The 24290-nt window shown below is 44.3% G+C and carries 23 protein-coding genes and 2 pseudogenes; 9 read left to right on the top strand and 16 right to left on the bottom strand.

Annotated features, from left to right (window positions below):
• Positions 1-874: 874 nt before the first annotated feature.
• Positions 875-1237: pseudogene (locus AB4133_RS06600) on the top strand (SAM-dependent methyltransferase); the annotation flags it as partial.
• A 156-nt stretch (positions 1238-1393) separates the two neighbouring features.
• Here the strand turns inward: AB4133_RS06600 and AB4133_RS06595 are convergent.
• From AB4133_RS06595 to AB4133_RS06585, 3 genes are all read right to left on the bottom strand, one after another.
• A complete protein-coding gene (locus AB4133_RS06595; protein ID WP_372224103.1) occupies positions 1394-1882 on the bottom strand; it encodes a GNAT family N-acetyltransferase in 489 nt (162 codons plus the stop codon).
• Positions 1883-1996: 114 nt separating this feature from the next.
• Positions 1997-2506 (bottom strand): hypothetical protein, encoded by a 510-nt coding sequence (locus AB4133_RS06590; protein WP_017059165.1) that lies wholly within the window; start codon positions 2504-2506, stop codon positions 1997-1999.
• 180 nt (positions 2507-2686) lie between these two features.
• Positions 2687-2896: a hypothetical protein gene (locus AB4133_RS06585; protein ID WP_017059164.1), complete on the bottom strand. Its 210-nt coding sequence runs from the start codon at positions 2894-2896 to the stop codon at positions 2687-2689.
• 1 nt (position 2897) lies between these two features.
• Here AB4133_RS06585 and AB4133_RS06580 point away from each other — a divergent pair.
• Positions 2898-3473 (top strand): annotated as a pseudogene (locus tag AB4133_RS06580) (hypothetical protein); the annotation flags it as partial.
• Positions 3474-3481: 8 nt separating this feature from the next.
• Positions 3482-3685 (top strand): hypothetical protein, encoded by a 204-nt coding sequence (locus AB4133_RS06575; protein WP_372224159.1) that lies wholly within the window; start codon positions 3482-3484, stop codon positions 3683-3685.
• 224 nt (positions 3686-3909) lie between these two features.
• Here the strand turns inward: AB4133_RS06575 and AB4133_RS06570 are convergent, their stop codons facing one another.
• From AB4133_RS06570 to AB4133_RS06520, 11 genes are all read right to left on the bottom strand, one after another.
• Complete coding sequence (locus tag AB4133_RS06570; RefSeq protein WP_371724527.1) at positions 3910-5376, bottom strand: lytic polysaccharide monooxygenase; 1467 nt, start codon at positions 5374-5376, stop codon at positions 3910-3912.
• Positions 5377-5863: 487 nt separating this feature from the next.
• A complete protein-coding gene (locus AB4133_RS06565) occupies positions 5864-6223 on the bottom strand; it encodes a DUF6559 family protein (RefSeq protein ID WP_102320089.1) in 360 nt (119 codons plus the stop codon).
• Between the two features lie 29 nt (positions 6224-6252).
• Positions 6253-7011, bottom strand: coding sequence for a vitamin B12 ABC transporter ATP-binding protein BtuD (btuD, locus tag AB4133_RS06560; protein WP_372224102.1), 759 nt, complete (start codon positions 7009-7011; stop codon positions 6253-6255).
• Positions 6998-7993, bottom strand: a complete 996-nt coding sequence (btuC, locus tag AB4133_RS06555; protein WP_017096955.1) for a vitamin B12 ABC transporter permease BtuC — start codon at positions 7991-7993, stop codon at positions 6998-7000. Before btuC ends, btuD begins: the two co-directional genes overlap by 14 nt.
• Before the next feature lie 133 nt (positions 7994-8126).
• On the bottom strand, positions 8127-9155 hold the full coding sequence (locus tag AB4133_RS06550; protein WP_017057427.1) for a succinylglutamate desuccinylase: 1029 nt from the start codon (positions 9153-9155) through the stop codon (positions 8127-8129).
• A gap of 277 nt (positions 9156-9432) precedes the next feature.
• The gene (locus AB4133_RS06545) at positions 9433-11229 is read right to left on the bottom strand and encodes a M3 family oligoendopeptidase (RefSeq protein WP_017066161.1); all 1797 of its coding nucleotides are present in this window, start codon (positions 11227-11229) and stop codon (positions 9433-9435) included.
• 139 nt (positions 11230-11368) lie between these two features.
• Positions 11369-11986: an alpha-ribazole phosphatase family protein gene (gene cobC / locus AB4133_RS06540; protein ID WP_372224101.1), complete on the bottom strand. Its 618-nt coding sequence runs from the start codon at positions 11984-11986 to the stop codon at positions 11369-11371.
• Positions 11987-11995: 9 nt separating this feature from the next.
• Positions 11996-12616 carry a bifunctional adenosylcobinamide kinase/adenosylcobinamide-phosphate guanylyltransferase gene (cobU, locus tag AB4133_RS06535; RefSeq protein ID WP_372224100.1) on the bottom strand — a complete coding sequence of 207 codons (621 nt, stop codon included), beginning with the start codon at positions 12614-12616 and terminating at the stop codon, positions 11996-11998.
• Positions 12617-12625: 9 nt separating this feature from the next.
• Positions 12626-13432, bottom strand: coding sequence for an adenosylcobinamide-GDP ribazoletransferase (locus AB4133_RS06530; protein ID WP_372224099.1), 807 nt, complete (start codon positions 13430-13432; stop codon positions 12626-12628).
• Positions 13432-14478 (bottom strand): nicotinate-nucleotide--dimethylbenzimidazole phosphoribosyltransferase, encoded by a 1047-nt coding sequence (gene cobT, locus AB4133_RS06525; protein WP_372224098.1) that lies wholly within the window; start codon positions 14476-14478, stop codon positions 13432-13434. Before cobT ends, AB4133_RS06530 begins: the two co-directional genes overlap by 1 nt.
• Before the next feature lie 57 nt (positions 14479-14535).
• On the bottom strand, positions 14536-15147 hold the full coding sequence (locus tag AB4133_RS06520) for a flavin reductase family protein (protein ID WP_017065519.1): 612 nt from the start codon (positions 15145-15147) through the stop codon (positions 14536-14538).
• 717 nt (positions 15148-15864) lie between these two features.
• On the opposite strand from AB4133_RS06520, the gene AB4133_RS06515 reads away from it, so the two are divergent.
• Positions 15865-16560, top strand: coding sequence for an NAD-dependent epimerase/dehydratase family protein (locus AB4133_RS06515; protein ID WP_017059149.1), 696 nt, complete (start codon positions 15865-15867; stop codon positions 16558-16560).
• A gap of 185 nt (positions 16561-16745) precedes the next feature.
• Entirely contained in the window at positions 16746-18119 is a 1374-nt protein-coding gene (locus AB4133_RS06510; RefSeq protein ID WP_372224097.1) for an L-cystine transporter, read from the top strand.
• A gap of 112 nt (positions 18120-18231) precedes the next feature.
• Here the strand turns inward: AB4133_RS06510 and AB4133_RS06505 are convergent, their stop codons facing one another.
• Both AB4133_RS06505 and AB4133_RS06500 read right to left on the bottom strand, forming a co-directional pair.
• Positions 18232-18624: a heme-binding protein gene (locus tag AB4133_RS06505; protein ID WP_017066157.1), complete on the bottom strand. Its 393-nt coding sequence runs from the start codon at positions 18622-18624 to the stop codon at positions 18232-18234.
• Between the two features lie 9 nt (positions 18625-18633).
• A complete protein-coding gene (locus tag AB4133_RS06500) occupies positions 18634-19644 on the bottom strand; it encodes an aldo/keto reductase family oxidoreductase (protein WP_017059146.1) in 1011 nt (336 codons plus the stop codon).
• 132 nt (positions 19645-19776) lie between these two features.
• On the opposite strand from AB4133_RS06500, the gene AB4133_RS06495 reads away from it, so the two are divergent.
• From AB4133_RS06495 to AB4133_RS06480, 4 genes are all read left to right on the top strand, one after another.
• Entirely contained in the window at positions 19777-20661 is an 885-nt protein-coding gene (locus AB4133_RS06495) for a LysR family transcriptional regulator (RefSeq protein ID WP_017059145.1), read from the top strand.
• A 366-nt stretch (positions 20662-21027) separates the two neighbouring features.
• Positions 21028-21789: a YdcF family protein gene (locus AB4133_RS06490; RefSeq protein ID WP_372224096.1), complete on the top strand. Its 762-nt coding sequence runs from the start codon at positions 21028-21030 to the stop codon at positions 21787-21789.
• Positions 21790-22266: 477 nt separating this feature from the next.
• On the top strand, positions 22267-23739 hold the full coding sequence (locus AB4133_RS06485; protein WP_372224095.1) for an aerolysin family beta-barrel pore-forming toxin: 1473 nt from the start codon (positions 22267-22269) through the stop codon (positions 23737-23739).
• 218 nt (positions 23740-23957) lie between these two features.
• Positions 23958-24179 carry a hypothetical protein gene (locus tag AB4133_RS06480; RefSeq protein WP_017059142.1) on the top strand — a complete coding sequence of 74 codons (222 nt, stop codon included), beginning with the start codon at positions 23958-23960 and terminating at the stop codon, positions 24177-24179.
• Positions 24180-24290 lie beyond the last annotated feature (111 nt).

Here is a 24290-nt window from a genome sequence, read left to right as displayed (position 1 = left end):
TATCTGAGTTTATATTTCGAGGCGTACATTTTTGGGCACAAACGTTTTAGAATCGTAGCACTAAGGTGTTTTTGTCCAAAACCGATTTTGGTGACAATAGAGGGTAGTCCTGTACGACTAGATCAGGCTTCAACGCTAAAGGTGTCCGATCGTGTATGAGTAAGTACGCCTTAGTTTCCACGCGTGGACATCAGTCTATTTTGACATCACCTTGCTGGACTCGAACACAGAATGAATTCCAGTCGTGAGCATAGACATAAACTGGGTGTGGAACTGACTTCCCTCGCATAAATTCATCAAAAACCCGCTCCCATTTGGGTGGCAATTCAGACGGGTCTACCAGCGGGAATGCAGCCCCAACCATTCGAAATGCCTCTAAATTAGGTAACTCCATAACTCGCTCCTGATTCAATCGATTACTGTTGAAACGTTATAGTCTAATCGTGCCTTAATTGCACGTAGTCACCCCGCCATTCAGATAAGTACCTGCAACATAGTTATCATGTATGTTGTGTACCGTTCCAGACTCTTCACCATCTGCCGATCACGTTACGATACCAGTAAGCTTTTGTTCCCGAGATAGTCATGATTCCGGGTAACGTAACATCCCTAAGCATAGCGGCATAGCAAATCTCTGGACTCTTCAGAGTCAGTGATCTTACTAAATTAGAAAATTACCAATAAGCAAAAGTCGCTTAGCTCGGTGTTCAGTCTGACTGTCTCAGTTCAACTCGCTCAAACCTATCAGATCTGTTTCATCTTTATAGTACTTATTTGAGTTCATTTGGAGCCATACTAATTTGATATATTGAAGAAAAATTGATTAAACGATCTAACTATAGAGTTTTGACAACTCTCAGGTCACTTAGGAAAATATGTTTTGATGGGACGTCTGGTTCACCTTGGCCAAGCTAAGGTTGAAGACAACCTAGCAATCAGCTACCTGATCGACCTACTGTTGAATGTTTCTAAAAACCGCTCAATTGACTTCTTACCTTGCTGGGACGAAGTACACTCAAGCAACATGAGCAAAGTATGTCGCAACGAAACTGAATATGCTGAAACAGAAGCTTTCTATGCTGAGCAGAACATCAAGCTGATGGCGGTTCAAAAAGGCGAATACATCATCGCTAAGTGTGCGGAAGATTTCGTATCGGAAGGCAAGACAGTTCGCCAAGGTAAAGTACTAAAATCTGTACACTACCGTCCTGCGAACCTTGAGCCACTAACGGCTTAACTAAGTTTACGACTGAACTAAGGTTATGGCTGTAGCTCTTTAAAGCACCAGCGCACCAAAATAGCAAACGCCACGTTTAAATAACGTGGCGTTTTATTATCTGTCAGTTAATTCTAACTGTGTTAATCGTAGCTGTGTGTTAATCATAGCTAAATGCTATACCAGTCGAGCCATATGATAAGCCGCCACATATTCGCCATTTCTGAAAGCGAACCCTGCGGACTCTCCTTCAATCACGAAACCGAACTTCTTATACAGGCTGATCGCTCTTTCATTATCGGTGTATACCGTTAACTCCATTCGCTTGATGTTAATCCAGTTATCACACAAGTCGATCGCGGTCGCGAGCAGCTGACTACCCACACCTTTGCCTAGCACATCGTCTTTAACACCCATACCAAATGAAGCCACATGTCGTCTTCTTGGATTCACGCACACTTCCATTCCCAAGTTGCCAACAATCTCATCGTCGATCATCGCGACATACGAGTACACGTTATCAGACATATTAGAGATTCGTTTTTGCCAGCTTTCCAGAGATGGATTTGGGAGTTGCAGCGTACCGGTATAAGCATTAGTGCATTCGTAAACTTCTTTTATTCCCTTTGCATCTGACGGCTCAGACCGTCTCACTATAATACTCATCGCAACTCCTAATATTTCTTCGCTAAATATGAAACACATCCTCAATGTGCACCTAAACACACTAACAAATAGTGAATATTTAACAATAGGTTAGATGAACTTATCTTATTGGGCTTAATTGATACTGAGTAAACGCCCTCTCTCAATATCTTGCTCAAGTACCTCCGGCGTTAAATCGCCATGTCCATGGTGGTCATGATTATGGTGATGACCATGATCGTGTCCGTGGGAATAACCTTTGTGTTCATTTGCTCTTTGAGCTAACTTGTGTGAGTCCAAATAGGTATCAGTTAAATCAGCACAATATTCTTCGGTCCATAAACGTCGAGCCTCATCATCACTCATGATTTGCTCGGCTTTAGGGCCCAATTTGTCCATGTAGAACATCCCCAACTCCTCTCCTTCAACATTGGCGTGGTTGATAAGGTTCATAAACGCAGGCTCTTGATTCTCATCTGATAGATGACCATTTTTGTAACACACGGTTAGGCCAATAATGTCGTCGCCAAGTTGCTCTAATTCAGGGTTAAAATGATTGTGACTGTGATTATGTTCGGCAGCGGCGACAAGCATTGGAGTAAGTAAAACACATGCGATAGCCAGTAGCTTAATGGTATTTTTCATGGGATAGACCTTCTGTATTTTCGAATACAAAGTTGATTAGTTGGCTGACTTAGCTTCTTGTGAGCTAAGTTAAGGGGAACTTCAAGACCATTTCAGCCTGAGTACCCCTCTGTCTCACTACAAATAATCAATATGGTTGGATAACGAGGCTCGATATAACGAGCGTTCTGTAGACAAAAATCACTTATCAACTACGATTCTTGCTGGTGCGATGGTGTAAGTCATTGGCTTCACCTCCCATTCACCTTTTGCTTCCAATGCAACCGCTAGTGCTTGCGCCTCTTCACATACCTTCGCTGGTTTCCCATCAGCCCAAAATGAAGGACCCGAGGTGTATCCACACATAACAGAAAAAGCGTGTTGGCCATCCTTTATTGTGTATTCCGTCATAATGCCTCCACCTTCACCGTGCGTTATTTTTAGCGAGCCTTCATCGGCAACATGCATTGCATCGGAAGGTGCTCTACCACTTACGTTACTCAGCAGCGCAGCGTTTGCGACTTCGACTCAAGTTTACATCGAACAAAACGTTGCCTCTAATGCTGCTGATAGCGGTGTCTACACCACAGAAGCTGGCGCATTAATCGATACCTCAGAAAATGGACAAGTCTATATAGGTTTTGATGACCAGGGTTGGCTGGCAGCGGGTTACGGCCACGACTTTCACATCAGCGAGTCCTTCACGTTCAACCTATACGGTGAACTTGGTAAATGGGACAACGGTGAAGAGTTATTAATCGAAGGTATTATCGATTATCAAGTGAACGACAACTTCAATGTATTCAGTGGATTGGGATATAACCAGTCAGGGCAAGTACTCGAGAATGTAAGCGACACCACGATCAACACCAATAAGTTCATCGCCGGTGCGGGGTACTCACTCGCAGGCTGGGATTTAGCTTATCAATACACTCACGAAAACAGTGATGGATCCAATGGCGGGTTTACCCACAACGATGACAACGTAACAAAGCCATTAATATCGCTGCAGCGATCAGTATCGTTTTGTTTTCTGCGATTCCCACCTACGTAAGTGCTGATCACTTAGACTCCCATTATCTAGAGCCGAGTTATCTAGAAACCAGCTATCTAGACTCCTCCTTCGTCGAATTCATGACACCAGATTTTGATCAGGGGTATCTTAACGATGAGATTAAGCAAAACCTTACTCTGGAATAATTCTTCAACACATTACAAAACGTTATATAGCTCTTGTTTTCTATATAACTCTCATCTTCTTATAGAGCCGTGCTGAGTGATTAAGACTCCGTTCCTGAATCACTTTTTCTAGGCTGATGACATTCAAAACCGAAAATGCAGACGCTAAAAAAGACACCACACTCGTCAAAAAGTGTGGTGTCTTGGTTATTATTGCAAGGCTAATTAACTAACAATAGTTAAGATTAGTTGGCTGGACGCCAAACGCCCCATTTGTCATTTTCGTAAGTCGCTTTAGGGTTAGTACCACCTTGAACCCACCATTGTGCTTTCCATGACTGGTTCGAGTAAGTCACGACTTCGCCACCAAGGTAAGTCGCTGATGAGTCCCACGTACCTGGATCTGGCGTAGGGTCTGGGTCAGGAGTCGGATCAGGATCCGGCGTTGGATCTGGGTCTGGTGTTACGCCACCGTCATCAGCAATTACTTCAAAAGTGAAGGTTTCAACACTGTCGCTTTCAATCGAGCTAGCCATAAACGATAAAGTTTCGTTTGCAGTGATGCCAGTGGTATCAACTACGATAGAAGCCGTGCCGTTATTTTGAATGCTTACAGAAGTACCTTGAGTTTGAGTCAATGTCGCCGCTTCGCTTGTTGCAATTACAACTTTGTCGCCAGCATTCACTACGTTGTCACTCTTCACTAGCTCGTAGATGTCGCCTTTTAATGGTTCAACACCACCGTCGCCACCATCAATCAGCGTTAACTGACCAGAAGCACGGCTATCTTTTGAGTTAAAGAAGTTACGTGAAGGATCGTTTTGGAAGTACATGTAGTGCTGCATTTCAGCGTGCCAATCACCAATGAAGATCGCGCCATCTTTAAACTCTTCGTGCCAGCCGTTAATCTCTGAAGCCAACAAGCGAGCCCAATCGTTAACGTTTGAAGCGTCGATAACGATGTCGAAGCTACGCGCGACTTCACCGTACTTGTTGATGATGTCGTACTTAACCGTATCACCAATTTCTGGCGTACCAAACTGGTCAGAAACAAACAGGTCGCCACGGACTAGATCAGGTTGAGGTGTAGGCTCTGGTGGAGGGGTTGTGCCACCCGCGATAGTGATGTCTGAACAGTTGTAGAAGCCTTCGCCCGCAGCATCATCACGTTGCCAACGAACGAATAGAATCGCATCGCCAGAACGGTCTGAAGGAATAGTGACATTAATGCGGTACTTGCCGCCATTAACCGGAACGTTACCCTCTTCTTGGATAAGATCTAAGTCTCCCCACGCTAGGCCTTTGCTTAGGTCCGCGTTTGGTTTCGTTAGGTAGAACTCCCAGAAAGAAGGGTTGTGTGGCGCTGTCGCATTGAATACATATTCAAACGTACCAGTATTTAGCTCGGTACGAGTCCAACCAGTATGAGGCGCACCCATGCCGCGTTTTTGCGAATCGTTGGCATAACATAACGTGCCGTCAGGAATCGCCGCTTTTACAGCATTGATATTATTGAAATCTTGGACATTTTTCGCGTACTCGTTACGTTGAACAAACGGGTATGAACCCGAAATGTCTTTTGCTTGAGCACACGCAGCATTAGGTGGTGTACCCGACCAAATCCCGCCTTGCTCGTAACACGTGTTCTGACGCGCGCTTGGAAACTCAGACCAACCATGAGCATTTGCCACTGACGGCACACTCGATAGCATAGCCATACCCACTGCTATTTTTAGAATATTATTATTTATTGTTGTCACTTTCCCACTCTCTATTATTTTACCCTAAACACAAAACCAATTGGTTACTAACCAACCAGCACTGTAATTCGAAGGTTTATAGTTTCTGACTTAAAGAACAACGAAAAATATATACGTCAATTTTATCAATAACAGCGGATTTTATATTGATAGGAATCAGCATCACACAACTCAAACAAATGCGTTGTAGATAGATGATATTGGTTCGAATTATCAATTTTTACCGACAAAAATTACGCATTCCCTAAGAAAATAGATCGCTAGGAAGGTATTTTTTCATTGAATTAATTGGAGTGAAACGCTCGCATAAATAATGATATTGAGTGCTTTTTATCATCATTATTATTACGTTGTTGAGACTGCTGTAAAGTCGCTAAGCTATTGAGCGTATACGTTTATAAATGGATAAATCATTAAACGTTAATTTGAACGAGCTAAACTAATAGCGGCTATTCATGCCAAATCGATTCGACATATCATCGTCCATACGACCGCCCTTCCAACCGCCACCGCCCAACAAATTAAGTACATCACGCGCGTTATATTCCTCACCACCGAAGAAGTCATTAGACACATTATTACGCAGCAATTGAATGGCTGGAGCAATTTCAGCAGCAAGGTCTTGTGGATCAGCAAACAATGCTAAGGCAACCAGTTGTTGGCGCTTACTTAATTCACATGAACTCGTTTCTACTTGCCCAATAGAGAAAAAGTCACTGCTTCCGTACGCTTTCACCAACTTTGCAGAAAGTGATTTGATTACTTTCTTGATTCGTCGTCGTTGAATATATCTAAACATATAGATTGCCTTGTATTGATGAGCTTAAGTTAACCAAACAGCAGATAGGTCTGATTGTCGACTGAGATACTTTTGACTTCGGTGTTGAACACGGACTCTAGCTGCTCAGGGGTAAGCACTTGATCAGCTGAGCCTGATGCTTGAAGTACACCTTTATCGAGCAACAACACTTGGTCTGCGTGTCTTAGTGTTCTGTTCAAATCATGGTTAGCCATGATCACGGCGATGCCCTTCTCAGCCACTCGTTCGATGAGCTTGTACAACAAGGCCTCTTGAGCAATATCCAGTGGAGCTGCGGGTTCGTCGAGGATCAGCAGCTTCGCGTATGGGTTAAGTGTCGGCCAAATTTGTAAGCACATGCCCGCCAAACGAACGCGTTGCCATTCACCACCAGACAGTGTCTGAATGGAACGATGAAGTTTGTCTGCAATGTCTAGCATCTGGCTGATTTCTTCCAAAGCTGCGTTGATTTCAGCATCAAGGCCGTGCGATGAACTTGGCAGTGACAACGCAAGGTATTGGAACACTTCTAAGTTGAAGGCAGGTCTTGCGCTTTGGCACAAGTAAGCACGATGTAATGACAAGTCTTGCAGTGATAATACTGACAAGTCTTGTCCGTCGAGCTTTATATCACCTTTGTAGCCATCACCAACGCCAGATATCGCTTCGAGTAAGGTACTTTTGCCACTGCCATTAGGACCGATGACATGAGTCACCTGCCCTTGCTTGAGCTCAAATGATAATGGTAATAAACGAGCGCCGACGCTCAGGCTCTTAATTTGAATCATGATTTTTAATTAACATCCAAATGAAGATAGGCGCACCGATACTGGTGGTCATCACACCCAAGGGGAGTTCTGCTGAATCTAGTAAAGTTCTTGCACAAATATCAGCAAACACCAGTAACGCGGCACCTGCAACGGCAGACAAAGGAAGAAGGTATTTGTTATCAGTACCAATCGCTAAACGCAACAAGTGTGGCACAACCAAGCCAACAAAGCTGATCACGCCACCTAAAGCTACCGCGCAGCCGACTAAAATAGACACGGCGAAAATTAGACGCCAGCGCAATCTCGGTACGTTTACGCCTAACTGTGCGGCATGCGTTTCGCCAATCATTAACTTATCTAGCTTACTACCTTGCAGGCACAGCCAAATAATCACGGGGATCATCACCAACGTGAGCGAGTGTTGATACCAAGTGACGCCACCTAAGCTGCCCATTAGCCAATACATCAATAAGCGTAGGCTTAAGTCATCACTAAAATAGAACGCCCATGTCACCATCGCTCCTGAAAGAATGCCCAACGCGACACCGACTAGCAGTAATTTAGCCGTGGTGAGCCGCATGGTTTTTACCATGCTCACTAGAATCACGGTAAAACAGAGCGAGCCTAAAACGGCGGCAATCATGAACAGTTCTGGTGTAGGAGCAAACGGTAAGAAGAACAGTACGATAACCATCGCCAAACTTGCGCCACCAGAAATGCCGAGCACACCTGGCTCTGCTAATACATTACCCAATAAGACTTGTAGGCTTGCGCCAGATACAGCTAACCCTGCCCCGATAGCAATCGCTGCTAATAATCGAGGTAAGCGTAAATCAATCAGTAGTTTTTGTTCTAACGTGGACAAGGTGCCCAGAGGGGAAATGAAAAGATCGCCAACCATTAGGTAAATCGCACTCAGCGCGACAAGCAGTGCTGCCATCAGATAAATGGCTCGGGTCCATTTGCGCTGTTTTTGGTGAAGAAGTTGTTGGAAATCCATATCAAGCTACTTTGAAATTGTTCGCGTAACCTTACCTGTATCCCTAAATAAACTCAAGGCTCACACCGTAATGTGAACCTTGCTATTTCAACCAGTTGAGCGGTTGTTTTCGTCGCTTTAACCCATTTCGATATTAATCGTACACAAGCTGACCGTGGTCGAATCGTGTTTCAACTTCGCACACCATTAAGGCCGCTCGTTGACCAATAGCCACGTTACGATTTGGGAATACCACCGCTTCGTTTTCATTCTTCGCCATCAATGGCTTATCGCCATCATGACCAAACACTTCACCGTGCTTGAACGCCGTAAAGTTTTCAACGTCATCAGAGAACATGAAATCAAAGTCATCGTGCAAACGAACAATGGTTCGGCTTACGCGATAAGTAATGGTTTTCTTTGGTAAATGCTCTGGTTCTATTTCAGCAATCAGATTGCGCATTGCCAAATCGAAAGCAGTAAGCTTATCAAGCTGGTTCTCACCAATTCTTGCTACCTGCCCTAGCTCCATTGTCAGTGCTTGGGCTTCGAAGTTTTCAGCGCTGTACCAACTGAAAGTGCTCGTTGGAGCATTCGACAACAACACAGCTTCAACGTGAGCACTGTTAATGAAATCGAACAAGGCTTTACTGCGAACTTCGTGGCGAACCTTAGGGCTCACGGCGAAAGAGTAATGCTTAGACAAACGGATCGCACAGTGCAGATCTAAGTGCCAACGAGTGGCAGGTACCGTTTCCTTGTAAAACTCAGTAACCAAGTACTTAAGGTTCTTCGCGATATCCACTTCTCGATTACTCTCGTGCTGTTTTTCATCAAACAGACGGTTCATATTCACATCAAGAAAACGAGTATGCGCGTTGGTTGCTTCTGGGTGAGCAATGATGAACAAACATCTTGCTGTCACTACTTGGAAGCCTGTTTCAATATCCTCAATGAGCTTATCAATCAGCTCCATTGGTGAAGTTTCGTCGCCGTGAACACCTGTTGAAAAGATGATGTTCTTGGTTTCAGAATTATACTCCGCGGGAATCACTTCCAATACACCGCGTTGATGAAGCTTAATTTGAACACCGTTACTCAGTACGGTTTGTCCTGCAACCACTTCTTGCTCAAGATCTAGGCTGTCAAAAAGAAATGATTGGCGAAAGAGGGTCTTCGTCATGCGCTACTCCTTAATTGCACGGCCGTATGTTAATAAATTGTACATAGAAATTGTGTTGCTAGGATCGCACTTATCAACAGAAACTCCGTTATCACTCACAAATACTACCCATATATTTTTATATTACCTGCTGACTTTACTAACCGACATCTGTTCCAAATAACTTTCTCTATTTAAAGAGACTTTTGGTTGTTTCGGCTTATCTCAGGTTATGCCAGCAAGATAAGGCCACGTAAGCTAACACAGCTCTTACCTGCTATGAACAGATTGAGATCAATTAATCTTCCTGATCGAGCAATCTTTCAAATTCATCGATTTGAACTTTGACCATGTCGATGCTTTGTTGCCAAAAATCAGCTTGAGTCAGGTCCATTCCTAAGTGCTTTTGAACGACTTCTTCCGCCATCATGCTGCCCGTATCACGAAGCAACGAAACGTAATCGCCGTAGAATTGCTCACCTTTCGCATCGCGCTGAGCGTAAACACCTTTACTGAACAGGTAACCGAACAAGTATGGGTAGTTGTAGAAGCTTACTTGAGAGATGCTGAAATGCAGTTTGCTCGCCCAGAAGTAAGGGTCAGCTTCTGTCATTGCATCGCCATACCACTCTTTCCAAGTCGTTTCCATCAAGTCACACAGCTGCTGAGCCGTTAGCTCGCCTTTTTCACGCTGCTCGTAGAAGGCTTTTTCAAACTCAAAACGAACGGGAATGTTCACCATTAATGCCAAAGAAGAAGAAAGCTCTTCCCACAGCATTTCAAGTTTCTCATTACGTGTTTGTGCTTGCTTCAATAGATGGTCACGAACGATATTTTCAGCAAAGATCGAAGCGGTTTCTGCTAGCGTCATTGGGTAGCGTGTTTGACACAACGGCATGTCTTTCATCACCCAGTTGTGGAACGCGTGGCCTAGCTCGTGCGCTAATGTCATTAAATCTGAGCGGCTACCGCTCCATGTCATGAACACAAGCGGAGTGCGTGTAGCAGCAAACTTGGTGCAGTAAGCGCCTAAACGTTTGTTGGCTGCTGGTGCGGCATCAATCCAACCATTATCAACCATCAAAGCGACAAAATCAGCCATCTCTGGATTTACTTCAGCGAACGCAGTTTTGATCACGTCGATCGCCTCATCAAATGGGTAAACCTTAGATTCAGCGTCACCCAGCGGCGGCATCGCAGCTAAGTGATTCCAAGGCTTCATTTCATCTAGCCCGTGAACTCTTGCCATTAACAAACCTGCTTTCTGACCAACAGCTCGATTAGCTTTCGCTACCGACATCATGGTGTCTAGCGTTTCTGGCACAATGCGGCTGCCGTGTAGGCTTGGATCTAGGAAATGCACATCGCTAATCTTCGAACGCTTTTTGTTTTCAGTCAGTCGCCAACCCGCCAATGCATTTAGAATCGAAGCAAAAGACTCTTGGTGCGTTTTCATCGCACCTTGAACCGCGCGCCATGCTGGTTCTTGTTTGTCGAATTCGCTGCCGTACAACAGGCTCGCGGCTTGTGAAAAGCCTAGGGCTTCCTCTTCACCGTCCAGCTTTAGCGACAGTTTTAAAGATCCGGTTAGGTTATCGTATAAACGACCCCATCCGTCACGACCATCAACCTTCATCGCTGCTAATAACTGCTCTTCAGCAACACTGAGTCGGCTGCTTGATAACTTACGAGAGCTTTCAATCGCAAAGCGCTGCCCTGCTACGTCCGCACTATCATGCTCTAATACTGCATCAATAAATTCTGGTTCTGCGTGAATTAGCGTATCTTCGTAAGGGCTGAACGCTTGAGACATTTCAGAGTTCAGCTTCGCTACACGACCAAGCAACGCTTTGGCTTCTGTGTGTGTCGCGTCGACCGATGCGTGGCAATTAGCGAAGGTGTTGATTGTACTCAGTAATGTGCCTGCCGCTTCTGAAGTCTGAATCGCGTTTTGCATCGCTAGAATGATATGACGCTTTTCAACGTGTAGGTTCAACAGCTCAATGCACTGCTGAATGAGTTCAATGTCCTGTTCGATTTTTGCATCATTAAGATCGCTATAAGCAATGCTTAGATCCCAACTTGGTGTTGTCATGACTAAATTCCTTTCACGTAGGTAGTAATACCAATCAGGTATAGCGGCTGTGAACGCCGCTTTATACTTCTATTTATATTTCTGTTTCTATTTACAGATCTAAAAGATTGTTAATTCTTAAACTGTGTTTTTTGAACACTCAGAGAACAGGTATCCCTATCGATTTAACGCTGATAAAGCTCTGCGCAAACTGAGTGATTTGAATATGCGTTATCGATGCGTTTTCTATCGATAACTTCGAGTACAAACTCGGGTTTTTGCAATCAATATTAAGGCAGTGCGCTAGCAGTATGCGAATCACACCACCATGAGTAACCAACAATATGTTGTCACTTGAATCATTCAAAAGTTGCGACCAAGCTTGAGTTACTCTGTCGTGGAAGCTCTGTAAACTTTCTGCGCCAGTTAATTGATGATTAGCAGGGTCTTTCCAAAAGGTTTCTAACATTCCCCACTTGTCTTCAAGTTCATCAAATGGGACACCATCTACTTCACCGAAGTTCATTTCCTGAAAACCCGATGCAACTGATAAAGGCACAGACATACGCTCTGCAAACAAGCTCGCGAGATCACCACATCGTCTTAGTGGAGAGCTAACCACGCTATCAAAGGTAATGTCTTGTGTAGTTAGTGCCTCACATATCTGTTCTTGAAGATCAGAGTTGACCAGCACATCAGATAAACCATTGAGCGCAGCTTTTCCTTCGACTTTGCCATGTCTTAACAAATAGATGTTTTTGGTTGTTCCATTGACCATGTGTGCGACCTAGCCTTGAATATCAAGCAAGTGATTAGATGGTTTTAAGTGCAGCGGCAATCCGGCAGCAACCAGCGTGACGCGCTCAACGACGCGAGCTAGCGCTTGGTTCATTCGTCCTGCATTGTCCACAAACAAGCGAGACACTTTACCCAGCGGCACCACACCTAAACCGACTTCGTTAGAGACCATGATAATTTGCGCCGGACTTTGCTCGACGCTTTTGACCAATACTTCAACCACGGCTTCAACCTGTTCATTAGTTGCGTCATCACCCAGTTCAAAGATGATGTTGTTCAACCACAAGGTTAGGCAATCAATCAATACCACATCTTCTTTCTCAAAAGACTGCAGTTTTTCGGCTAATTCGACGGGTACTTCATGCTCAATCCACTGCTCGCCACGACGTTGTTGATGGTGCGCGATTCGTTCTCGCATTTCATCATCAAGATATGTCGCTGTCGCAATATAATTGAGGCGTCCATTTGAACATGCTTCAAGCGCCCATAATGCTTGTTGCTCTGCAAAACTCGACTTGCCAGAACGAGCTCCACCCAATACCAAATGGCTGTTTCGCTGACTTGCTTGATTAATTTGATTAGCTTGAATAGTTTCATTCGTGTTGGTCATAGGAAGCCGTTATAGAAAGCCATTGTAAAATGCAGTAATGAATACAAGGTAAGTCAGCAACTCCATTAACTGTTGAGCCGCACCCAAGCAGTCGCCAGTAAAGCCGCCAATTCGAGCCAATAACCACGTTTTAAAACCTGTTCTGAACAGATAGGCGACGACAGATAAAACCAAAGCGAATTCAAGACCAAACCACAGGCTAGGCAGCACGCCTACCAGCAACAAGAAGACAAGTTCGCCTTTGGTTTGCTTGTTGGCCAATGGTTTACTTTTACTGGTATCTAAATCACTGACATAAGGCATGTCGTAAATTAGCGATGCAGCAATCGCGCGGCTAAAGGTATAACTGGTCACGATTACCATAAACAGTCCCGTCATGCTTATGAGTTCATTCAACAGCACCCACTTGCCAAGCAGAGCCATAATCAGAGCAGACGCACCATAAGTACCGATTCGACTGTCTTTCATGATGGTCAAACGGCGTTCTAGGGTCATGCCGCCACCAATGCCATCGGCCATATCAGTCAAACCATCTTCATGGAATGCGCCAGTGAGCATCAGGCTAAAACTCATCATCAAAAAGATGGCCACTGCACTCGGCAGTATTGCATCGAGTAGCAAGAACACACCACCACACAGAACACCAAGTAACAAACCAACCGTTGAAAAGTAGCGACCAGAACGGTTCATTCGCTCTGTAGAATAGGGCGTGTTTTTCGGCATTGGCAAGCGAGAAAAGAAACCCATCGCCAGCGCAAAAAGCTCCCACTGATAAGTAACTCGATCTTTCAACGATCTTTCTGGTGCATCACTCATTAAACCGTGACTCCAGCACTTTCGAAGCTCGCCATGTTGTTATAGAACTCGGCTGCCGCACGAATGATTGGCATAGCTAGCGCAGCACCTGTGCCCTCGCCTAATCTCAATCCAAGATCGAGCAGTGGCTCAGCGTCGAGCAGCTCTAACAGAATTTTGTGTCCTGACTCTTCAGAGCGATGGGCGAAGATCATATAGTCTCGGCAACTCGGTTCAATTAAAGTCGCGACATACGCCGCAACCGACACGATAAAGCCATCGACTAATACTGGGGTTTTGTTTTGGTAAGCGCCAAGGAAAGCACCGACCATTTGAACGATTTCATAGCCACCGACTTGTGCGAGTACCTCTTTAATATCTTTAACTTCATTCGCATCTAAACCTTTGCAACGCGCGACACCTTGCTCAACCACAGCCACTTTACGTGCAAGCTGTTCATTGTTGATGCCAGTGCCTAGGCCAACACACTCCGCTGCAGCACGATTCGCTAATGCACTTAAGATCGCTGATGCGCTGCTGGTATTTCCGATACCCATTTCACCAAACATGATGATATTGGTGCCATTCGAAATGGTTCTAGAGACAAGATCTGTACCCAGTTCAATCCCACGTTCAACCGTTTCTAAACTCATTGCCGCTTCATTGGCAAAGTTATTGGTTCGCGTACCCAAACGCTGAGAGATCAACATGTCACTGTCTGATTCCACAGGCAACAATATCCCCGTGTCGACTACCGTGATATCGATATTATTCACCGCACAGAAGCAATTGATCGCCGCGCCATCGCTTAAGAAGTTCAACACCATCTGTTGTGTTACCGCGCTTGGAGCAATACTCACGCCTTCGTCAGCAATGCCATGGTCGCCAGCAAAAATGATGATACTTGGCTTATTCAATTCGATGTGTTCAACCGCAGCTTCTTTGCCTTGGCTCTGAATCAAAGCCAGTTGATGTGCGACTTTTTCTAGTAAGCCAAGTGCGCCAAGTGGCTTGGTTTTTTGGTCAATTCGGTGTTGGATGTACTGCGAGTATTGGGTATCTAACATAGTTTTTAAAAACGCTTATTCTGGGTACGTTGATATAGGGCTGCTACTTAGGTATTGCTACTTAGGGCGTGCGACAGAAAACACATTGGAAAGCGTGGCGTATTCACCGCCACCCAATCGAGATAAAGGATCAAGTGCTAACGCGTCGATCTTAAGACGCTCACTGTCTTTGTCGATCACGTCTTCGGAAATGTACACGGTTTCGACTTGAGCAAAGATAAGGCTTTGTGGCACTTCTCCAACCTCTTTTACTTCGTACAAGGTGCATCCAAAAGCGACCGCGCACTCTTTCAATCTCGGTAAAGAGAAGCCTTCAAATTCAACCAGATCAATGTTATTCGCGGTGACTTCCGAATCACCATGTTCAAGGGTAGCTGCTGTCGCCGTCATGGTTTCGGCAGAACTTGAAGAAGCAATGTGAATCACTAGCTTACCCGTTTCTAGGGCATTACGAGTGGTATCTTTGATTTCGCCGGACGGCTTCTTCCCAACCGATAACATCAGTAACGGCGGATTACTAGAAACAGGCGTGAAATAAGAGAAAGGCGCGAGGTTGTACTCTTGGTCAGAAGATTCCGTCAATGCCCACGCAATCGGGCGAGGAACAACGGTTTGTGTCATCAGGTGATAAATCTGAGTGGGAGCAAGAGTATCAAGCTTGAGGTTCATAGCACGTCCTTGGTCTATGTGAATTACGACTCAGTTTACGTGTTAAGCAAGGCTGTATCTATGGCTATGTGGCAGAAACCGCAGAGAGTGTTCTTAATTTAAACAGATCACACTGGTTTTTTCTCAGATTGACAGTCAAATTGACGAACCCTAAAACACAAATAATACTGATAATAGATTTATCAATAACTTACATTTTGGCATCGTTTATGCCTTATCTAAATTACTTATTAATCTCTCCATTGATAAGTACCCATACAGTGAATGCCCACAACACTGACGCTACACGAAGAAAGACAATCGATTGAAAGACAAAACAGAACAACGATTTAGGAGGTGTAATGATTCCAAATTCAAGTAAAAGAAAACCAAATAAATCAAGTAAGAAAGCTAGCAAAAAGGTAAGGAAAATCCCACTGTCCTTTACCTAGTAAGAAGCAGAAAAGTAACAAAGCCCGTCGCCCAGCGGGCTTTGTTATGTTTAACGCCTAACTTAAGTTTCAAACCGCATTTATCTTTCCCACCGCCATTATGTTTCATATCGTACTTATGCTTCAGACCGTACTTATGCGTCGAGCCAAACTAAATCATCTCTTTTTCCATAAACAGGCGACTCCCCACATACTACTGACCACTCGTTTAACAAACTTTTATTCGCTTAAAATTCAAACACTGTTTATATTAAACAAGCACTTGTGGAGTGAAGAAGGGATTAAAATGAGCATTTCTGGAGACAAAACATCGGTCGTGGTGGCTGGTGCAACCGGGTTAATTGGTCATCATGTGATGAAGTTGCTCATCGATGAACCCGCCGTTGATCATATCTATGCCCTATCTCGCCGAGCGTTAGATTCACAGTTTGATTCCAACAAGCTCCACACACTCATTCACAGCGACCTGCAAGTTACCAGTTGGGATGACACGAATGCGACGCCTAATCTTGGCGTTATCTGCTTAGGTACGACTAAGAAAAAGGCAGGATCAAAAGAAGCGCTTCGCAAAATCGATGTGGAACTGGTTAGCCAAGTCGCACAGTCGATGAAGTTTCTTGGGGTTCAACGCGTAGCGGTCGTTTCTAGCTATGGCGCTTCACCAGATTCCTATTCGCACTACCTTCGCTGTAAAGGACAAATGGAACAAAATTTAAAACGTATTGGCTTCAAGCAGCTTTTCATCGCACGCCCTGGGCCTCTGGTGGGTGAGCGTGATGAACCTAGAGCTGATGAAAAACTCCTGCAAAGTGTCTTTCCTCTGCTGTCTCCATTTATGCTTGGTAAGTTCAAAAACCTACGCCCTATTCAGTCGGAAGACGTAGCCAAAGCAATGTTGTTCCGGTTATTCGAAAATAATTTCCAAAATATCGAAATTTACTCGTCAAGTGACATGCTCAATTTATTGGCAAAATATCGCTAAAAAGCTCACCTATTCATCACAATGTTGAATATCCACCCATCCTATTGAGTGGATATTACTAATCGTTCTAATAAATTACTTTTCCTTATTTTACGTTTTGTTACAGGTCGCTACTGTAGCTAACAGTATTTGCGCCCATATATCTAAGCGCCCTATCGATTTAAAGAGATTCATAAGGAAAACAAATGTCATTTTCAGCTATCGCTGCCTTAGCGGTATTCACTGGTATCCTCTTTTTTCTCTACGGACAGCAGAAAAAAGAAAACACACTTTCTCGCCTCGTTTTACTCGGTTTAGTATTTGGTAGCGCATTTGGTCTTGGTCTACAGCTGTTATTTGGTGAAGGCAATCCGGTCATCAACGAAACACTAGACTGGATAAATATTGTTGGCCGTGGTTATGTTGGCCTACTGAAAATGGTGATCATGCCATTAGTATTGGTTTCAATGATTGCAGCAGTAGTGAAGCTTGAAAAAGGCGGCTCACTGGGCAAGATTTCTGGTATCACCATTTCTGTACTGTTAGCAACAACCGCGATTTCTGCGATTGTTGGTATTGTTGTAACGCAAGCATTCGGCCTGTCTGCTGAAGGTTTAACAGAAGGCGCTCGCGAAACAGCACGTATCGCAACACTTGAAAGCCGCATCGGTAGCGTTTCAGACCTAACAATTCCACAAATGCTGATCAGCTTTATTCCGACTAACCCATTTGCAGACCTAACGGGGGCTCGCTCTACGTCTATCATCGCGGTTGTTATCTTTGGTGTGCTAACGGGCATCGCTGCTCGTAAAGTGATGGCAGAGAAAGAAGAACTAGAATCTCCAATCCGTACTTTCGTTGACGCGGCGCAATCTATCGTTATGCGCTTAGTTAAGATGATCATGGCACTCACGCCATACGGCATCGCTGCGTTAATGGCGAAAGTAGTCGCAACATCGAGTGCTTCAGACATCCTAAGCCTACTCGGTTTCATCGTTGCTTCTTACGTTGCGATTCTACTGATGTTCGTCGTACACGGTGTGTTGGTTTCTTTTGTTGGTGTAAACCCGAAAGAGTACTTCCAAAAAATCTGGCCTGTCCTAACGTTCGCTTTCACTTCGCGTAGTTCTGCTGCAACGATTCCACTGAACGTTGAAGCTCAAATCACTAAGCTAAATGTGCCACCAGCGATTGCTAACCTGTCTGCCTCTTTCGGTGCGACGATTGGTCAAAACGGTTGTGCGGGTATCTACCCTGCAATGCTAGCAGTCATGGTTGCACCTACGGTTGGCATCGACCCAATGGACATCAACTTCATTCTGTCTCTGATTGCTATTATCACAGTGAGCTCATTCGGTATTGCTGGCGTAGGTGGCGGTGCAACGTTCGCGGCGCTTATCGTACTTCCTGCTATGGGCCTTCCTGTAACGATTGCAGCACTGCTTATCTCTATCGAGCCACTTATCGATATGGCACGTACGGCGCTTAACGTGTCTGGTGCTATGACAGCCGGTACGATCACAAGCCGCCTATTAGGCAAGAAAGACAAGCAACAAGATCTGGAACAAGCGAACGCTTAATGGGTTCGATTGATTCAAGCACTTGAGTCTCGTTAAACAAAAAAACCGATGCACATGCATCGGTTTTTTATTATCTGTTACTTCTAACTTCCATTACTTCACGAGCAACAGCTTAGAACACAAGTTGAATGACTTTTTCGGCAAGTGCTTCATCGTCGTCTTCACTTAATCCGCTGACACCAATAGCGCCAATCACCTGCCCATTTAATTCAATGGGAACACCGCCTTTAAAGCCAGTGATCTTTGGGTCAGTCCAGTAACTTAAGTCTTTACCAGTTTCTCTCGCCCAAGCACCTAAGTTACCGCTTGGCTGTCTATCTCTTGCAGATGTATAAGCTTTGTTCTGTGCTAACAATCCGGCTTGAACACTCACATTATCCATGCGAATAAACGCCAGTAACTCACCGTGCGTATCACACACGCTCACCGCGATTGCTTGTTGATTACGCTCAGCAATGTCTAGAGCGTTAGACACCAGTTGTTGCGCGATCTTTTGATTCAACATATTCATTCCTTATGGCAGTGCTTGACCACGTGAGTACACGTATAGGTTGTACCACTCTTCACGAGACAGGTTTATCTGAGTCGCGACTGCCGAAGCTTTGATTCGCTCTAGATTGGTGGTGCCAATTACAGGTTGGATACGAGCAGGGTGACGAAGCAAAAATGCCAACACAATCGCTTCACTTTCTACGCCATATTGGTTCGCTAACTGAGCCACGTAGTGCGCTGTCTTTTTCACGTTTTCATGTTCTGAATACAAACCTTGCTCAGCAAATCGGCCTTGTGCCAAACAGCCCCAAGCTTGCAGTTGGATGTTATTCAATTGGCAATGTTCAAGAGTGCCTGCGGCGAAGTCTGATTGATGGTGCCCTTGCGAGTTAATCATCACCCCATCATTCAACCAATCCAATTTGGCTAAGCTCATCTCAACTTGATTCGCGACGATGGGTTGCCCAAGCGCAGATTGCAGGTACTGAATTTGATGGCTGTTCATGTTCGACACACCAAAATAATCGACCTTACCTTGCGCTTTTAAGTTCTCTAACGTTCTTGCTAGCTCATCGAGTTCCATCAAAGGATCAGGGCGGTGCAATAACAGCACATCAAGCTTTTCAGTATTCAATCGATTGAGAATACCGTCTACCGATTGGCCTACCCAATCAGCCGAGAAATCATAACGACCAACATTGCCCTCGCCTTCAAAACGAATCCCACACTTAGATTGAATGAACATCTGTTCACGCAGATCAGGCGCTTGTTGTAATGCTTGACCAAAGGCTTGCTCAGCTTTGCTGAAGGTATAGATATCCGCATGGTCGAATAAGTTAATGCCCGATTCTAGTGCGGTGCCGATTACGCTTCGTGTTTGAGCAACATCCGCACTCGTCACTGGATTATCATTCCAGCCACCACCTAACCCCATGCAGCCATAGGCAATTTGCCCAACATTCGGTAGATAATTTGATAATGGGATACGTTTTTTGTCATTCGTTTTGTTTGTAGATTCAGTGCTGTTCGTCATATCGATTCTCGCTTAGAAGATTTGCTGACCAGAAATATGCCTCTATCATATTGTTCTTTTTAAAAAACAGAATATGCTAGTTACGAAATGATTGTTTGATATGACGAACAATTGATTGGTAGGAACGCGCGAATGAACGAACACAAAAGAATAGAACGACTGATCCTGTTTGTAGAACTTGCTCAGCAACTCAACTTTACCAAGGCAGCCGAAAAGCTCGGTATCTCTAAGAGCTACCTTTCTGAACAGATCAAACGTTTAGAGAACGATTTACAGTGCCCGCTTTTGGTCAGAACCACTCGCAGTGTTCGTTTAACCCAAGAAGGCGAACGCGCGTTACAACAAGGCTTAACGATTCGCTCGCAAGTCTTACAGCTTGAACGCAGTGTTTCTGAGCAACACGACATCGTCAAAGGCCTATTACGCCTCACTGCGCCAAAGATGTTTACTGAGGTATATCTATTCGATATCTGCCAACAGTTTAGGCAGCAATACCCTGAGATTCGTTTCGAGATAAACAGTAGCTACACCAACTTTAATCTCAATCAAGATGATATCGATATCGCGTTTCGTGCCACCAATACGCCACCTGACAACATGGTGGCGAAACACTTGATTAGCTATCAACATGATTTAGTCGCGACTCCCGGTTATCTTAACCAATTTGGTCGCCCTACCAATGTGAGTGACTTAAGTGATCATCAATGCTTAGCAACTCTGCACCAAACCGAGTGGCCTTTAAAATCGGTAAATATTGATGTGTCCGGCTGGCTTTCAAGTAATGACAACCACCTGCTTAAGCAACAAGCCATGGCAGGCAGTGGCATCATCCGTATTGCAAGTTACTACGTTGCGAAAGAGGTCGAACTGGGAGAATTAGAGCGAGTGCTGCCTGATGAATGTCTGCAACAAGGCAACAGTATTTATCTGTTCTATCCGCAAGTTATTTATCCGGCAAAGAAACACCAAGTGTTCGTTAAATTTGTTCAGCATTACTTTGAAAACTTGAGAGCTTGATAGTTTAAGATCTTGAAAACTGGAGAGCTCGATCATTTAAGAGCTTGAAGATTTGGTAGTTTAAGAATATGAAAGCTGAGTTAACGAGTTGAAGAAACGGAAACCGATGAACAGATAAATCAAATAACACGAAATAAGGTTTAAATAACCCTCTTGATTTATATACCTATATTTAAAATGGGATTATCGAACAATAATAAAGCGATTTTTCGAATGCTCTCATCGATGATTGTTCTTGATAGAAAGAAATCGTGCATTTGTTCAATAATACAATGAGTTACCTATAAATGATTAACACAACTGATATATGATGCACCGCTTCAGTATGTCACATCATCTTGGCACCAGTTCGATAACAGGATCCTCATGAGCTTTATTATATTATTACTTCTTCTGCTATTCGTAGGCTTTACACGTTTACTTCAGTGGCGAAAAACCTCTCTGTTTTTATCTCTTGTTCTTATATCGTCATTTGTGCTGATTGGTTCAGGTTTAATTCCTCGTTATTTACTGAACGATCTGCAAGCCGATTACGAAAATAAGCCTGATATCCAATGGTCTGACAATAACGCCATTGTTCCTCTGGGTGCGGGAACGCAGTTAATTAAAAGCACGCAAGAGTTCGAGCCAGCCTTTTTCTCTTTTGGCCGAATCAGTGAAACCGCCAGCCAATATAAAGATTGCGCCAAAACCCAAACCACATGCAAAGTGATCATCAGTGGTGGCGATGCACAAAATAACGGTGTTGCCGAAGCAGAAGTTTATCAGCAACAATTGCTGAGACTTGGCGTTCCGATGGGTGACATCATTCAAGAGCCAAATAGCGTCAACACTTGGAAGAACGCTCAGCTCACTAGTGACCTAATGAAGCATCATAAATTCGACAACATTGTGTTGGTTTCATCTGGCCTACATATTCGTCGTAGCGAGCTCTACTTCAACCACTTCGGCTTGAATGTTATTCCAGTGAGAGCCGACTATATGGCTGCTCAAATTTCATGGTTGCCATTGTGGTACAACTTTGCGGTCACAGATTTTGCTTTGCATGAACAGATTGGCTTTGCTCGTTACAACATTTACAACTTTATGGGTTGGAACAGCAAACGCGAAAAACCAGGTGATGCTTAATCTCTTCCAATTAAGTTAACTCGAACAATAAAAAATGCAGCAGCAATCGAACGGTTGTTGGCTGCATTTTTCGATCTTGCTTATCACAACATCCCTCCTTATTTGGCTTACTCAGTACTTCCCCCTCCTTTAAACAATAAACCTATCTAATCCATCTTGCTGGCCTAAATTTTCCAAGCCAACATACCAAATAACGAGGCTTCAAAAACAGAAACGTTCAACAATTAATCACCCATAGATTGGATTGTTGAAACTAATTGAAGTCATCAAGATAAGTCTTTATCAAACAACAAGTTGATCAGTACAACCTCCTGATATCTATAAGTATTTATTTTCAATTCATTTCAGTATTTTTGGCATTGTTTTATATGACAAAGTACACCCCGCTAGAGCCCCTCGGCTTTAAATAATATCAATAAAATCTAATAACTCGATTCTAATAAAAATAGCCAAATAATGGCATTTAGGAACTTATTCATGCTTAACGTCAGTAAAACCGTTCTATTTAGCTCTGCCCTCTGTTTCATCTCTTTTGCCACTCATGCCAAGATATATTCAGACCAAATCGTATTGGATAACCTCGGTGAAGATATCTGCCGTTCCGATTATCGTCCGCTCAGTAATACAGAAGCTCAAGAACACAAAACCGCCCTACTATCTCGCATGAATGTGTGGGACATTGCTGGCCTTAAAAATGACTGGGTGATCATGGGGTCTGGCTACCACGGGCTCATCAAACAAGGACAACCAAGTGACAATACTTGGTGCTACCCCAATACCCCAGACGCAGGCCTGCCTTACTACGAAGCGCAAGCTATCGAAACGAACAATAACCTTGATATTCAACGCGCCTTAGTCAGCGACAACACGAACTTTATCAGGCCACTGAGTTACTTGGCCCATAACCTCGGTTACGCTTGGGTTGGAGGCGATAGCGCGCGTTACGTCGGCCAAGACATGGCAATAAAACCGCTTAACAATGGTTGGGAGATTAAAGGCAATAACGATGGAAGCTGTGCCGGTGATCGCTGTGATGAGAAGACAAGCATCACTGTTGATAACTTCGCTTACACGCTCGATAACACATCGTTTTTACACGGTTCTATGACAGAGACCGACCAAGAACTGATTGAAACCGTCTCGGCTTATGCAATCAATGACGACGATCAGTCTAAACATATCGTCGTTGACCTTCATTTTGAGCAATCCACACAATGGAGTAAAACCCAACGCTTCGACCTTGCTGATTCAGTCGTCATTGATGAAACCTTTCATTGGCCACAAGTTGGAAAGACAGAAGTAAGAGTAGCGCTAGAAGATGGCCAACGTTTCTCCGATACCAACAATGGTGCTCGTTTTGAACCAACAGAACTGGAAGCCATCATCACCGTGCCTGCTCACTCAGTACTTCCTTTTCAAGTAGAGTTCTTACGCTCTACCATCACTTACCCATACCGTATCAAAACCAGCATGAGTTACGACGTGAACTTCACAGGTTTCCTTCGTTATAGCGGCAATGCGCTAAGCTCACACCCAACAAACCGCCCGACGGTCTCTCACACCTTTACCATGGGAACCACCAGCGAAGATCAAGCCAATATCCGCTACCAATGGGATCACCGTTATATTCCTGGAGAGATGAAATGGTGGGATTGGAGCTGGGCAATCAACACCAATGGTTTAAGTAGCATGCAGTACGCCGCAGGTGCCAGTGTCCGTCCTTTCTACACCTATGTTTCAGGCCAGTTTAGTGCGGAGTCACAATATTCTGGAATGATCGATATTGGTACCGAGCACTCTATTGATTCATTTAACGCCATGACACCTTCAGGCGATTACACACCCTACTACGCTGGTGACATCAAGGTTCTGACTGACTTCGACCCTGCAGCCCTAGCGCAACTGGGTTATAACAGCGCTCAGCTAACGCTTACCCCAATGCAGCCATAAGCCCATAGAAAGTTTCAGCTGTTATTCCAAGCCCATTGCGTCTGCTCTGGGCTTGATTCGTCTTACATTCTCTCAGTCATACATCTGTATTAGCCGCTAAGTATTCACTTTCTGAATCGTTTTTCATTGACTTAAAAATGAAATCATAACGACACACTAATTTGCGTAACTTAGGATGCAAATAGACAATCAGATTACAGTGCCTATCAGGAGGATGTATGAAACCAAATCGATCTACGGTACTCACTGGACATGTAAAACACTGCCCATGCTGCTCTACCGAACTGGTCATCAAAGACCACATTCACGTTTGCCCGCGCAATGAAATTGGCGACTGTTACTTCGATGGCTATGACCAACACGAACAGCGCGCTAATACCGATTTTATCGATCATGCAAGTGCCAATGATAGCCTTGTTTACGGCATGTCAGAACACTAAGCTTTATTCAAGATTTGTTGAAGTCATTTCGCGCCAAAAAAAATGCAGCGCCAATCGAGTGATTGTTCGCTGCATTCTTAGATCCTGTAAACTTAGCTAACCATTAAAATG

Source organism: Vibrio sp. 10N.286.52.F8, from assembly GCF_041468745.1.
GTDB classification, from domain to species: Bacteria; Pseudomonadota; Gammaproteobacteria; order Enterobacterales; family Vibrionaceae; genus Vibrio; species Vibrio crassostreae_C.
This window is presented reverse-complemented; position numbering and strand designations above follow the sequence as displayed.